The sequence below is a fragment of the Streptomyces sp. TRM49041 genome, from assembly GCF_008271805.1.
Taxonomy (GTDB): Bacteria; Actinomycetota; Actinomycetes; order Streptomycetales; family Streptomycetaceae; genus Streptomyces.
Genome location: NZ_VSRY01000166.1, coordinates 1 through 13,056 on the forward strand (window position 1 = coordinate 1; position 13,056 = coordinate 13,056).

12 protein-coding genes and 1 pseudogene are annotated in these 13,056 nt (G+C 71.2%); 6 read left to right on the plus strand and 7 right to left on the minus strand.

What is annotated here, in order from left to right:
- From FVS66_RS28850 to FVS66_RS28860, 3 genes and pseudogenes are all read right to left on the minus strand, one after another.
- Positions 1 to 394 (minus strand): annotated as a pseudogene (locus FVS66_RS28850) (serine/threonine protein phosphatase); the annotation flags it as partial.
- Between the two features lie 247 nt (positions 395 to 641).
- Positions 642 to 1,376: a DUF402 domain-containing protein gene (locus FVS66_RS28855; protein ID WP_149184185.1), complete on the minus strand. Its 735-nt coding sequence runs from the start codon at positions 1,374 to 1,376 to the stop codon at positions 642 to 644.
- A gap of 112 nt (positions 1,377 to 1,488) precedes the next feature.
- On the minus strand, positions 1,489 to 2,889 hold the full coding sequence (locus tag FVS66_RS28860; RefSeq protein ID WP_149184186.1) for a class II fumarate hydratase: 1,401 nt from the start codon (positions 2,887 to 2,889) through the stop codon (positions 1,489 to 1,491).
- A 105-nt stretch (positions 2,890 to 2,994) separates the two neighbouring features.
- Between FVS66_RS28860 and FVS66_RS28865 the strand changes: the two genes are divergently transcribed.
- The gene (locus FVS66_RS28865) at positions 2,995 to 4,518 is read left to right on the plus strand and encodes a ricin-type beta-trefoil lectin domain protein (protein WP_149184187.1); all 1,524 of its coding nucleotides are present in this window, start codon (positions 2,995 to 2,997) and stop codon (positions 4,516 to 4,518) included.
- Between the two features lie 180 nt (positions 4,519 to 4,698).
- On the opposite strand, the gene FVS66_RS28870 is transcribed toward FVS66_RS28865, so the two are convergent.
- A complete protein-coding gene (locus tag FVS66_RS28870; protein WP_149184188.1) occupies positions 4,699 to 6,369 on the minus strand; it encodes a fumarate hydratase in 1,671 nt (556 codons plus the stop codon).
- A gap of 138 nt (positions 6,370 to 6,507) precedes the next feature.
- On the opposite strand from FVS66_RS28870, the gene FVS66_RS28875 reads away from it, so the two are divergent.
- Both FVS66_RS28875 and FVS66_RS28880 read left to right on the plus strand, forming a co-directional pair.
- Entirely contained in the window at positions 6,508 to 7,194 is a 687-nt protein-coding gene (locus FVS66_RS28875) for a DUF1707 domain-containing protein (protein ID WP_149184189.1), read from the plus strand.
- Between the two features lie 138 nt (positions 7,195 to 7,332).
- Entirely contained in the window at positions 7,333 to 7,707 is a 375-nt protein-coding gene (locus tag FVS66_RS28880) for a WhiB family transcriptional regulator (RefSeq protein WP_149184190.1), read from the plus strand.
- Between the two features lie 189 nt (positions 7,708 to 7,896).
- On the opposite strand, the gene glpX is transcribed toward FVS66_RS28880, so the two are convergent.
- Positions 7,897 to 8,928 (minus strand): class II fructose-bisphosphatase, encoded by a 1,032-nt coding sequence (gene glpX / locus FVS66_RS28885; RefSeq protein WP_149184191.1) that lies wholly within the window; start codon positions 8,926 to 8,928, stop codon positions 7,897 to 7,899.
- A gap of 127 nt (positions 8,929 to 9,055) precedes the next feature.
- Between glpX and FVS66_RS28890 the strand changes: the two genes are divergently transcribed.
- Positions 9,056 to 9,580, plus strand: a complete 525-nt coding sequence (locus FVS66_RS28890) for a DUF4245 domain-containing protein (RefSeq protein WP_149184192.1) — start codon at positions 9,056 to 9,058, stop codon at positions 9,578 to 9,580.
- Positions 9,581 to 9,590: 10 nt separating this feature from the next.
- Here the strand turns inward: FVS66_RS28890 and ppgK are convergent, their stop codons facing one another.
- Both ppgK and FVS66_RS28900 read right to left on the minus strand, forming a co-directional pair.
- A complete protein-coding gene (ppgK, locus tag FVS66_RS28895) occupies positions 9,591 to 10,331 on the minus strand; it encodes a polyphosphate--glucose phosphotransferase (RefSeq protein WP_149184193.1) in 741 nt (246 codons plus the stop codon).
- Positions 10,332 to 10,370: 39 nt separating this feature from the next.
- A complete protein-coding gene (locus tag FVS66_RS28900) occupies positions 10,371 to 11,378 on the minus strand; it encodes a 4-hydroxy-3-methylbut-2-enyl diphosphate reductase (protein ID WP_149184194.1) in 1,008 nt (335 codons plus the stop codon).
- A 66-nt stretch (positions 11,379 to 11,444) separates the two neighbouring features.
- On the opposite strand from FVS66_RS28900, the gene xseA reads away from it, so the two are divergent.
- Together xseA and FVS66_RS28910 are read left to right on the plus strand one after the other, a co-directional pair.
- Positions 11,445 to 12,680, plus strand: coding sequence for an exodeoxyribonuclease VII large subunit (gene xseA / locus FVS66_RS28905; RefSeq protein ID WP_149184195.1), 1,236 nt, complete (start codon positions 11,445 to 11,447; stop codon positions 12,678 to 12,680).
- A gap of 10 nt (positions 12,681 to 12,690) precedes the next feature.
- A complete protein-coding gene (locus FVS66_RS28910; RefSeq protein ID WP_149184196.1) occupies positions 12,691 to 12,996 on the plus strand; it encodes an exodeoxyribonuclease VII small subunit in 306 nt (101 codons plus the stop codon).
- The last annotated feature ends 60 nt before the right edge of the window (positions 12,997 to 13,056 follow it).

Sequence of the window (13,056 nt, forward strand, 5' to 3'; positions counted from 1 at the left end):
CGGCGCGCCCGGCCGTGCGGGCCGCGCCCGTCTGCCGGGCGTCGGCGGTACGTCCGGTACCCGGCTCGGCACCCTGCCCATCACCACCACCGGCGGACGGCCGGGCCGCCCCGGTGCCGGTCGCCTCCCCGCCCGCGTTCGCCCTGCCCCGGGCCTCACCGTGGGCGGCGGCGGCCGCCGGGTCCGTACCCGGCGCGGGTCCGGGCCGGTGTCCCGGCTGGGACGGTACCGATGCGGACGCGGGTGCGCGGCCGGGATGGGCACGGCCGTGCGCCGGCGCGGCCTCGGCGGGGGTATCGGCCGCCTCCGGGGCCTCCTGCCGGGGCCGGGTGCGTTCCTGGGGCCGGGCAGCGAGCGGCTGCCGACCTTCGTGGGAGGTGGGATGCTCCGTCACGCGTGGGATTCCGTCCGTCCGGGCCGGTTGGGCGATGCAATCGCTCTGTCAGGCGCTATACCCGCTCTGAGGGCGGCGTCGACAAGGGACGACGGATCCGTGCACACCTCGGGCACGGCTCCACCCCCCTCGTAGATGACTTACGGTCAGTTCGTGTCCTGTACTCGATGGTTACTGCTGCGGGGCCGCGTCGGCTGTCCGGCGGAGGACGATCCTACGGTTTCCCCCCAGGGGCGCATCAAGGGTCTCATGGAGCCGTGTGCGCCGGGGTGCGATCCCAGTCGGCCGGCAGCTCCGGAACGGTCCACCGGGGGTCCGGACGCCAGTTCTCCCAGCCGTCCGCGAAGGGCGGCCCCCAGGCCCGGATCACCTCCAGGGCGGCCTCACCGGCCTCCCGTACCCGCCGGGCCTGCGCGGCGTCCATGAGTCCCGCCCGCTGGGCCTGCGCGAACTCGTCCTCGTCGCGCCAGAGCCAGCTGCGGTCGGGGTAGACCGAGATGTCGAGGAAGTGGTCCTCGGAGTCCACGCCCCCCGTCCACCGAACGCGTGGCGCCTCCAAGTTGACGTACCAGCTGCGGAACTCCCAGCCGCGCTCCCAGAACAGCCACACCGACCACGGGTCCGCTGGGCGGGCCAGCTTCAGGACGCCCATGCCGGTCCAGGGCGCCCGCGTGGTGGTGCGCGGCGCGGTGTACCGGGTGGCGAGCGGCTCGTCGTGCACGGGCGTACCGTCCACCAGCACGGGCTTGACGCACTCGGTGCCGGGCGCCATCCACACGGCGAGCAGGTCGGCGGTGTCCTGGACGACGGTCACGGGCCGGCAGATGTGGACGTGGCCGCCGCCGTTGTCCCGGTACCGCCACAGGATCCGGTCGCCAGACGACCAGCGCGCGCCACCGGTGCCCGGTCCGCCCGCCTCGCCCGCGCCGCCCGCCGCCCCGCCCGCCGCTCCTGGCACTGAGCCTGTCGTGTCCGCTGTCATGCGCAGATCTTAGGCGCGCTCCGTGGCGTACGTCCGCGATCCCGGTCACGGACGACGGGCGCCCCGGACGCCGACACAGCAGGTCAGAGGCGGGCCACCGACCCGGCGCCGGTCAGGGGCGGGTCATCCGCAGCACGTCCAGCGCCTCGTCGAGCTGCTGGACGGTGAGGTCGCCCCGCTCCACGTACCCCGACTCCAGCACTACCTCGCGGATCGTCTTCCGCTCGGCCAGCGACCTCTTCGCGACCTTCGCGGCCTCCTCGTACCCGATGTACCGGTTGAGCGGTGTGACCACGGACGGGGACGACTCGGCGTACTCCCGCGCCCGCTCGGCGTTCGCGGTGATCCCGTCGACCGTACGGTCCGCCAGCAGGCGCGCGGCGTTGGCGAGGAGCCGGATGGACTCCAGCAGGTTCTTCGCCATGACCGGAAGCATCACGTTCAGCTCGAAGTTCCCCGCGGCGCCGGCCGTCGCGACAGTCGTGTCGTTGCCGGTGACCTGCGCGGCGACCATCAGGACCGCCTCGGGGACCACCGGATTGACCTTGCCGGGCATGATCGACGAGCCGGGCTGGAGGTCGGGGAGGTTGATCTCGGCCAGGCCGGTGCGGGGGCCGGAGGCCATCCACCGGAGATCGTTGGCGATCTTGGTGAGGGAGACCGCGACCGTACGGAGCTGCCCGGACGTCTCCACGAGCCCGTCCCGCGCCCCCTGTGCCTCGAAGTGGTCGCGAGCCTCGGTCAGCGGCAGCCCGGTGGCGCGGGCGACCTCGGCGATGACGGCGGCGGAGAACCCGGGCGGTGTGTTGATGCCCGTACCGACCGCCGTTCCGCCCAGGGGCAGTTCGGCGAGACGGGGCAGGGCGGCCCGCAGCCGCTCGACGCCGTACCGGACCTGCGCCGCGTAGCCTCCGAACTCCTGACCCAGCGTCACGGGCGTCGCGTCCATCAGATGTGTACGGCCCGACTTGACCACGTTCTCGAATTCGGCTGATTTCCGCCCCAGGGCGCCGGCCAGATGGTCCAGCGCGGGGATGAGGTCCTCGGTCACGGCGGCGGTGGCCGCGATGTGGATGGAGGACGGGAAGACGTCGTTGGACGACTGGGACGCGTTGACGTGGTCGTTGGGGTGGACGTCGCGGCCGTCACCGAGCCGTTCGCCCGCGAGTGTGGCGAGCACCTCGTTCATGTTCATGTTGGACGACGTGCCCGATCCGGTCTGGAAGACGTCGACCGGGAAGTGGTCGTCCCAGCGCCCCTCCGCGACCTCGGCGGCCGCCTCCTGGACGGCCCGGGCGATGTCCGCCTCCAGGACACCGAGCTCCGCGTTCACCTTGGCTGCGGCGGCCTTGACGCGTGCCAGGGCCGCGATGTGGGCGCGCTCCAGGCGCTGGCCCGAGAGGGGGAAGTTCTCCACGGCCCGCTGGGTCTGGGCGCGCCACTTGGCGTGTGCGGGGACCCGCACCTCACCCATCGAGTCGTGCTCCGTCCGGTACTCGCCTGCGTCGGTCATCGTCCCAACCTCCCTGGAAAGTTGAGCACTTGTCTTGTTCGTTCTATTCCCAAGTGCTTTACCGGCCAGTAAAAACCGTGGGTAACCCCACATCCAGGAGGCGCAATGGCGCGCACCAGACTGAAACTCAGATGTACGGTTGCGGCGGCCGCCGCGCTCGCGGCCGCCGTGTCCGGGCTGACCGTGGCCCCTACCGCGACAGCGGCCGATTCCGGACGGTCCGTCACCTCCGCGGCCCTTCCCGCCGAGCTGGAGCGCATCCGAGCGGCCGAGGCCACCGCACTGTACGGCAGCCCTGTCGAGCGTCCGCTCGACGAGCGCAAGAGCGCGCTCATCTCCCTCGGCGACAGCGAGATCTCCGGCGAGGGTGTCGGTACGTACGAGCCCGGCACGGACGGCCCCGACAACTGGTGCCACCGCTCACCCGACGCGGCCATCCACCGCACCGGCATCCCCGCCGACGTCACCTACAACGTCGCCTGCTCCGGCGCGTCCACCGGCAACATCCGCATCGGAGGCTCGAAGCAGTACGCCGACGAGCTGGTGCAGAGCGACAGCCTCGCCGTCAAGGCGCGCAACACCCGAGTCAAGATGGTCCTGCTGGTCGCCGGCGCCAACGACGACCTCCGGTTCGGCCCCGTGATGACCGACTGTGTCACCCGCTACGTCCTGCTCCAGGGCCCGTGCGAGCCGAAGTACGCGTCCGGCTGGCAGTCCCGCGTCGACGGCCTCGTCCCCAAGGTCGAGCAGACCGTACGCGACCTGCGCACCGTGATGCGCGACGCCGGATACGCCGACGGCGACTACAAGCTCGTCGTGATGAGCTACCCGAGCCCCATCGGCCCGGACTTCCGGGACAACCCGAACTTCCCCGGCAAGCTCCTCTGCGGTGGCCTGGGCTACGACTCCGACACCGTCTGGGGCCGCAACACCGCCGTACCCGCGTTCGAGCGCGGGATCCGCGAGGTGGCCGCGAACACGGGCGCCGTCTACCTCGACGCCTCGCGCCTCTTCCACGGGCGCGAGGTCTGCATGGACGAGACCTGGGCGCGCGGACTGTACATCGACCTGTCCAAGTTCCCCTGGGACGAGAACTCCGTCCGCCAGTCCTTCCACCCCAACAAGGGCGGCCACGGTGCCTTCGCCTCCTGCCTCACGCAGCTGTACGAGGCCCGGGTGCGGGAGGCGAGCTGCGCCGACCCGGCGTCCACGGGCAAGCCGGTGCTGTGGTCCGGCGCGTGGGACGACAAGTTCGCCCCGCTGAAGAACGCCGCCACGAACAGCTGTGTGGACGTCGACGGCGCCGTCACCCGCAACGGCACGGCCGTCCTCGGCTGGCCCTGCCACGGCGGGCGCAACCAGAACTGGTGGTACGACAGCGAGCGGGGCTCGCTGCACACCGCGCTCACCCATGACCGCTGCCTGGACGTGCCGTCCGCGCGCTACGAGGCGGGCGCGGCGCTCATCGTCTGGAACTGCTCGGGCGCCGCGAACCAGAAGTTCGTCCGCACGGGCGAGACCCTGCGTCCGTCGGCCGCGCCGAATCTGTGCGTGACGCTGGCGTCGGCCAAGGACCGGCTGCGGCTGCAGCCGTGCGCGCCGGGGTCGGCGAACCAGCGGTTCGCGTAGCGGGGTCCGTCCCCGAATCCGGGGGCTCTGCCCCCGGACCCCCGCTCCTCAAGCGCCGGAGGGGCCGAACGCCGGCCCGTCCGGCGCTTGAGGACGAGCGCCGTCAGGCGCGGAACGGGGGCCTGGGGGCGAAGCCCCCAGTGACGGGAAGGGGCGGGGTGGGGATGTCCCCGGCTGGGTCTACCGGGCCTCGCGGACCGGGATGGACGTGAAGGTCGGCGCGGGCGCCGGGTCCTTGAAGAAGTCGTTGCCCTTGTCGTCGACCACGATGAACGCGGGGAAGTCCTCGACCTCGATCTTCCAGACGGCCTCCATGCCGAGCTCCTCGTACTCCAGGACCTCGACCTTCTTGATGCAGTCCTGGGCCAGGCGGGCCGCCGGGCCGCCGATGGAGCCCAGGTAGAAGCCGCCGTGCGTGCCGCACGCGTCCGTGACCTGCTGGGAGCGGTTGCCCTTGGCCAGCATGACCTTGGAGCCGCCCGCCGCCTGGAACTGCTCCACGTACGAGTCCATGCGCCCGGCCGTGGTCGGACCGAAGGAGCCGGAGGCGTACCCCTCGGGGGTCTTCGCCGGGCCGGCGTAGTAGACCGGGTGGTCCTTCAGGTACTGCGGCATCTCCTCGCCCGCGTCAAGCCGTTCCTTGATCTTCGCGTGCGCGATGTCGCGCGCCACGACCAGCGGGCCCGTCAGCGACAGCCGGGTCTTGACCGGGTACTTGGCCAGCTCGGCGAGGATGTCGTCCATCGGCTGGTTGAGGTCGATCTTCACGACGTCGCCCTCGTCCGCGAGCTGTTCGTCCGTCGTGTCCGGCAGGAAGCGCGCCGGGTCGGTCTCCAGCTGCTCCAGGAAGACGCCCTCGGCGGTGATCTTCGCGACGGCCTGGCGGTCGGCCGAGCAGGACACGGCGATGGCGACCGGGCAGGACGCGCCGTGCCGGGGCAGGCGCACCACGCGCACGTCGTGGCAGAAGTACTTGCCGCCGAACTGCGCGCCGATGCCGATCTTCTGCGTCAGCTCGAAGACCTTGTCCTCCAGCTCCTTGTCACGGAAGCCGTGGCCGAGCACCGAGCCCTCGTCCGGCAGCTCGTCCAGGTAGTGGGCGGAGGCGTACTTGGCGGTCTTCAGGGCGTACTCGGCGGACGTGCCGCCCACGACGATCGCCAGGTGGTACGGCGGGCACGCGGCCGTACCGAGCGAGCGGATCTTCTCCTCCAGGAACTTCATCATGGAGGACTCGTTCAGGACCGCCTTGGTCTCCTGGTAAAGGAACGACTTGTTGGCCGAGCCGCCGCCCTTGGCCATGAACAGGAACTTGTACGCGCCGCCGTCGGTGGCGTACAGCTCGATCTGGGCGGGGAGGTTGGAGCCGGTGTTCTTCTCCTCCCACATGGTGAGCGGAGCCATCTGCGAGTAACGAAGGTTCAGCTTGGTGTACGCGTCGAAGACGCCGCGCGAGAGGGCCTTCTCGTCCCCGCCCTCCGTCAGCACGTTCTGCCCGCGCTTGCCCATCACGATCGCGGTGCCGGTGTCCTGGCACATGGGGAGCACGCCGGCGGCGGCGATATTGGCGTTCCTCAGCAGGTCCAGCGCCACGAACTTGTCGTTCGACGACGCCTCCGGGTCGTCGATGATCTTCCGCAGCTGGGCGAGGTGCGCCGGCCGCAGATAGTGCTGGATGTCGTGGACGGCCTCCTCGGCCAGCTTGCGCAGCGCCTCCGGCTCGACCTTGAGGAACGTCCGCCCGTCGGCCTCGAACGTGGACACACCCTCCGAGGTCACCAGGCGGTAGGGCGTGGTGTCCTCTCCCAGGGGGAGCAGATCGGAGTACGCAAACTCTGGCATGACGGCCATTCCTCACTCGGCGGACAGCTGCGCGGCCTCCTTTGGCAACGCGTCCACAAGCGTAGAGCGCCCGCGGGGCACCGAGGCTGTGAGGTAGGGCTCATCCCGCTCTAGTCGCGATCTATCGCGTATCGCTACCCTGGGGAGATGGACCTCGAAAAGCAGCCCCAGGAGCCTTCCGCCACCCCGGCGATCCGGGCCTCGGACGCCGACCGTGACCGGATCGCGGACATCCTCCGCGAGGCCCTGGCCGAGGGGCGGCTCGACACCGAGGAGCACGCGGAGCGCGTCGACGCCGCGTACCGCGCGAAGACCGTCGCCGAGCTGGAACCGCTCGTACGCGACCTCCCCGCCACCCGCCAGGCCCCCGGTGTGCCGGCGGCGGCACAGGCGCACGGACAAGGACACGGATACGGATACGGTCCCGGCGAGACCGCCGACGGCCGGGCGGAGAGCCTGGTCGCGGTGTTCTCCAGCAACACGCGCCGGGGGCGGTGGCGCATCGGCCCCAGGACCACCGCGTTCTCCCTCTTCGGCAACATCGAGATCGACCTCACCGAGGCCACCTTCAGCCAGCGGCTCACCACCATCAACGCCACCTCCGTCTTCGGCAACGTCGAGGTCCGCGTCCCCGAGAACATCTCCCTGCGCGGCAACGGCACCGGGGTCTTCGGCAACTTCGAGGTCGTCACCCTCGAAGCCGACGACCCCGAGGCCCCCGTCGTGGTCGTCAACGGCTACTCGGTCTTCGGGAACGTGGAGGCGCGGCCCAAGCGCGGCAAGCGGATCGCGGACCTCCTCCACGACAAGCTCCGCAAGCATCTGGAGCACTGAGGTGCACCGTCGACTTTCGGCCGTACCGCATTTCGCGCCCTGGAAGGCGACGCCACGCAGTGCATAGGCGTGCGCACAGCGGGTAGGGCTTGCTGCATCGTCTCTCTCGCTCGCGTAAGCCGTCGTCAGGAGTAGACCGTGCTGCAACTGCCGCATCAGCCCCTCCAGATCGCCGCCGTCCCGTCCCAGCGTGTTCCGGCGCGGGAGGACGAGGCCGGTCCCTGGCACACGGAGGCGGTGTGCCGCCGCGACGAAGCGGGACTGTTCTTCGCCCCGTCCAAGGAGCCCACGGCCGCCCGGCTCGCCCGGGAGGAGGCCGCCAAGCGGGTCTGCGCCCGCTGCCCGGTCATGGTCGAGTGCCGGGAACACGCCCTTCTCCAGCCCGAGCCGTACGGCGTGTGGGGCGGCCTGACCGCGGCAGAGCGCCGCGTCGTGCTGGCCCGCCGTCGGCGCCGCGAGATGGAGCTGAAGAAGGCGGCGTCGGCCGGCCAGCAGATCGCCGCCGCCGGCTGACCGCATCGCGCACGCGGCGGCGGTACGGACGGCACGAGAAGGGGCGCTCCCACCGCACTGGGAGCGCCCCTCTTCGTACCGCTGTCCGTCGTACCGCGTCCGCGTCCGCCTCCGCGCTCTGCTGCCTGGCCTGGCCTGGCCTGGCCTGGTCTGGTCTGGCCCGGCCGGGCGGGGTCCGCTACCGCGCCGCTACTTCGCCCGGTCGAAGTCGATCTGGCTGTAGGCGCGCAGCTTGGACAGCCGGTGCGTCGAGTCGATCTGCCGGATCGTGCCGGACTTCGAGCGCATCACGAGCGACGAGGTCGTCGCCGTCTCCGAGCGGTAGCGCACGCCGCGCAGCAGCTCGCCGTCGGTGATGCCGGTCGCGACGAAGAACACGTTGTCACCGCGGACCAGGTCGTCCGTGGACAGGACGCGGTCCAGGTCGTGGCCCGCGTCGATGGCGCGCTGCCGCTCCTCGTCGTCCTTCGGCCACAGCTTGCCCTGGATGACACCGCCCAGGCACTTGATCGCGCAGGCGCTGATGATCCCCTCGGGCGTGCCGCCGATGCCCATGAGCAGGTCCACGCCGGTGCCCTCGCGGACCGCCATGATCGAGCCGGCGACATCGCCGTCCGAGATGAACTTGATACGGGCGCCGGTCTCCCGGATCTCCTTGACGATGCCCTCGTGACGCGGGCGGTCCAGGATGACGACCGTGACGTCCGCGGGATTCATGCTCTTCGCCTTGGCGACGCGGCGGATGTTCACCGACACCGGCGCGTCGATGTCGACGAAGTCGGCCGCCTCGGGCCCGGTGACCAGCTTGTCCATGTAGAACACGGCGGACGGGTCGAACATGGCGCCGCGGTCGGCGGCGGCCAGGACGGCGATCGCGTTGGGCATGCCCTTGGCGTTCAGCGTCGTACCGTCGATCGGGTCGACGGCGATGTCGCACTCGGCGCCGGTCCCGTCGCCGATGCGCTCGCCGTTGAACAGCATCGGCGCCTCGTCCTTCTCGCCCTCGCCGATGACGACGACGCCGTTCATCGACACGGTGGAGACGAGGGTGCGCATGGCGCGTACGGCCGCGCCGTCGGCGCCGTTCTTGTCGCCGCGGCCGACCCAGCGGCCCGCCGCCATGGCGGCGGCCTCGGTCACCCGGACGAGCTCCAGGGCGAGGTTGCGGTCGGGAGCCTCGGGAGATACCTCGAGTTCGGACGGCAGATGATGCTCGGTCATCGGAGCGCACCTTTCTGTACGGCGACGGCCGGTGGTGAAGAGGGTGCTGCGACTCTATCGGTACGTCGACAAATTGAGCAGAGGGGCCCACGCATGAGCAGGACGCCCTGATGCGACGATAGGGGGCGTGGCAGGTATGCGAGGCAAGCAGACAGTGCGCGGGATGTTCCAGTCGATGGCGGTCATCTGCGCCTTCGCGGGAGTCATCTATCTCTTCGTCCCGCACGACGAGAACGCCGACCCGCTCCAGCCGGTCGACTACCGCGTCGAGCTCGTGACGGCACAGCGCGCCGCACCCTACCCGGTGCTGGCGCCCGAGGGCCTGCCCGAGGACTGGCGGCCCACCTCGGTGTCGTACAGCCGTCAGAACGACGACTCCTGGCACCTCGGCTATCTGACGCCGGAGCGCGAGTACGTGGCCGTCGAGCAGTCCACCGCGCCCGCCGGGAAGTACATCGTCAAGGTCAGCCACGAGGCCCGGGACACGGGCGAGGTCCAGCAGGTCGCCGGGCGCCCCTGGCAGCGCTGGGAGGGCCCGAAGTACGACGCGCTTGTGCTGCGCGAGGACGGGGTGACCACGGTGGTCACCGGCACGGCGTCCTTCGAGCGGCTGGGCGAGATGGCCGCGGCGCTGAAGGCGAAGCAGGGCTGATAAGCCCGGGTCAGCGGGGCGCGGCCGCCATGGCCGCGCCCACGATGCCCGCGTTGTTCTGGAGCTGGGCCGGGACGATCTCCGCGCGGACGTTCTTGATCAGGGGGAGGAACTTCTCCGCCTTGCGGCTCACCCCGCCGCCGACGATGAAAAGCTCCGGCGAGAACAGCATCTCGACATGGGCCAGGTACTTCCGGACCCGGTGCGCCCACTCCTGCCAGTCGAGGTCCTTGTCCTCCTTGGCCTTGGTCGACGCGTGCTTCTCGGCCTCCTTGCCGTTCAGCTCCAGGTGGCCCAGCTCGGTGTTGGGGACGAGGCGGCCGTCGACGAAGAGGGCGCTGCCGATGCCCGTGCCGAAGGTCAGCATGATGACCGTGCCCTTACGGCCCCGGCCCGCGCCGTGCGTCATCTCGGCGACACCGGCCGCGTCCGCGTCGTTCAGCACCGTCACCGGCAGGCCGCCCAGCCGGTCCCCCAGCAGCGCGGCCGCGTCCACGCCGATCCACGCCTTGTCGACGTTCGCCGCCGTGCGGACCGTGGAGTCGGTGACCACTCCGGGGAACGTCACGCCCACCGGGCCCGACCAGCCGAAGTGCGCCACCACCTCCGCGACGCAGCCCGCGACGTCGGACGGTGTCGCGGGCTGCGGGGTCAGTACCTTGTGGCGGGGCTCGGCCAGATCGCCGCGGTCCAGATCCACGGGAGCGCCCTTGATCCCCGACCCGCCGATGTCCACTCCGAAGACGTTCATGGACACAACGTTACGTGGCGGGGCCGACACACACCGCCCTTATCGGGCCGCCCTGCCCTCGGTCAGCGAGGCCGCCTCCGCGCGCAGATCCCGGCGGAGCTCCTTCGGCAGCGAGAACGTGATCGACTCCTCCGCCGCCTTCACGATCCCGACGTCCTCGAAGCCGCGCTTCGACAGCCACTCCAGGACGCCCTCGACCAGTACCTCGGGCACCGACGCGCCGGAGGTGACGCCGACCGTCGAGACGTCGTCCTTCAGCCACGCCTCGTCGATCTCCTCGGCGAAGTCGACCAGGTACGCCTCGCGGGCGCCGGCCAGCTTGGCGACCTCCACCAGGCGCTTGGAGTTGGACGAGTTGCGCGAGCCCACCACGATGACCAGGTCCGCCTCCGCGCCCATCTGCTTCACGGCGAGCTGGCGGTTCTGCGTGGCGTAGCAGATGTCGTCGCTCGGCGGCGAGATCAGCTGCGGGAACTTCTCCTTCAGTGCGTCGACCGTCTCCATCGTCTCGTCGACGGAGAGCGTGGTCTGGGAGAGCCAGACGACCTTGGACGGGTCGCGGACCTCCACCTGCGCCACGTCGCCGGGGCCGTCGACCAGCTGGATGTGGTCCGGGGCTTCGCCGGAGGTGCCGATGACCTCCTCGTGGCCCTCGTGGCCGATGAGGAGGATGTCGAAGTCCTCCTGGGCGAACCGGACGGCCTCCTTGTGGACCTTGGTCACCAGCGGGCAGGTCGCGTCGATGGTCGCGAGCTTCCGCTCGGCCGCCTCCTCGTGGACGATCGGGGCCACACCGTGCGCGGAGAACATGACGATCGACCCCTCGGGGACCTCCTGCGTCCTGTCGACGAAGATGGCGCCCTTCTTCTCAAGGGTCTGCACGACGTACTTGTTGTGGACGATCTCGTGCCGGACGTAGATCGGCGCGCCGTACTGCTCCAGCGCCTTCTCCACGGCGATCACGGCGCGGTCCACGCCCGCGCAGTAGCCACGGGGAGCGGCGAGGAGGACCCGGCGGGCAGGAGGCGTAGGAGTCATGCCCCCCATCGTAAGGGTGGGCCCGGCACCCGCAGGGACCCGCATGTTGTCGGTGCCGACGCGTACGCTCCCCGTATGCCTCTGACTACGTCTGCCGAAACCCCCCTGCCCGTCGGTGAGGTGTCGCGGCTCATCGGGAGGTGGATCGACCGGCTAGGGGCCATCTGGGTGGAGGGCCAGATCACCCAGCTGTCGCGGCGGCCGGGTGCCGGGGTGGTGTTCATGACGCTGCGCGACCCGTCCCACGACATCTCGGTGAGCGTGACGTGCTACCGCCAGACCTTCGACGCGGTGGCGGACGTCGTGTCCGAGGGCGCGCGGGTCGTGGTGTACGCGAAGCCGGAGTGGTACGCGCCGCGCGGGCAGTTGTCGCTGCGGGCGGCGGAGATAAGGCCGGTCGGCATCGGGGAGCTGCTGGCGCGCCTGGAGCAGCTCAAGCGGTCGCTGGGTGCGGAGGGGCTGTTCGCGACGGAGCGGAAGCGTCCGGTGCCGTTCCTGCCGCAGCTCATCGGCCTGGTGTGCGGCCGGGCGTCGGCGGCGGAGCGGGACGTGCTGGAGGTGGCGCGGCGGCGCTGGCCCGCGGTCCGCTTCGAGGTGCGGAACGTCGCGGTGCAGGGCGTCCACGCGGTGCCGCAGGTGGTCCAGGCGGTCAAGGAGCTGGACGAGCTCGCTCATGTGGACGTGATCATCGTCGCGCGGGGCGGCGGCAGCGTGGAGGACCTCCTGCCGTTCTCGGACGAGCAGCTCGTACGGGCGGTGGCGGCGTGCCGCACGCCCGTGGTGTCCGCGATCGGACACGAGCCGGACTCGCCGCTGCTGGACCTCGTGGCGGATCTCCGGGCGGCGACGCCGACCGACGCGGCGAAGAAGGTCGTCCCGGACGTGGGCGAGGAGCTGGAGCGCGTGCGCTCGCTGCGGGAGCGGGCGCTGCGCTGCGTACGCGGTCTGCTGGAGCGGGAGGAGCGGGGCCTGGCGCACGCGCTGGCCCGGCCGGTGATGGAGCACCCCCAGCGGATGGTGGACGAGCGGGAGGCGCAGGTCGAGGCGTTGCTGGCGCGCGGTCGGCGCGTGCTGGGGCATCTGCTGGACCGGGCGGACTCGGAGCTGGCCCACACGCACGCGCGCGTGGTGGCACTGTCCCCGGCGGCGACGCTGGAGCGGGGGTACGCGGTGTTGCAGCGGGCGGACGGCACGGTGGTGCGTTCGCCCGAGGACGTGGTGGAGGACGAGGAGCTGAGGGCCCGGGTGGCGGCCGGCGAGTTCGCGGTGCGCCGCGTGGACGGCGGCGGCGTTGTCGGTCCCCGACCGTAGGGTGGACGGCATGACGGCCAACACGACGGACACGGACACGGACACGGGCGCGGACGCGGACGCGGACGCGGGCGGGGGCAGGGTCACGGACCCGGCGGCAGCCACCGCGGAGACGGCGATCGGGTACGAGCAGGCGCGCGACGAGCTGATCGACGTTGTCCGCCGTCTGGAGGCGGGCGGCACGACGCTGGAGGAGTCGCTCGCCCTCTGGGAGCGCGGCGAGGAGCTGGCGAAGGTCTGCCGCCACTGGCTGGAGGGCGCCCGGGCACGGCTCGACGCGTCGCTGGCCTCGGAGCGGGAGGACGAGCGGGCGTAGGACATCCCTCCGGCACGTCCGCGTCCGCGGACGCGTGACCGAGGGCACCCCAGCTTTAGT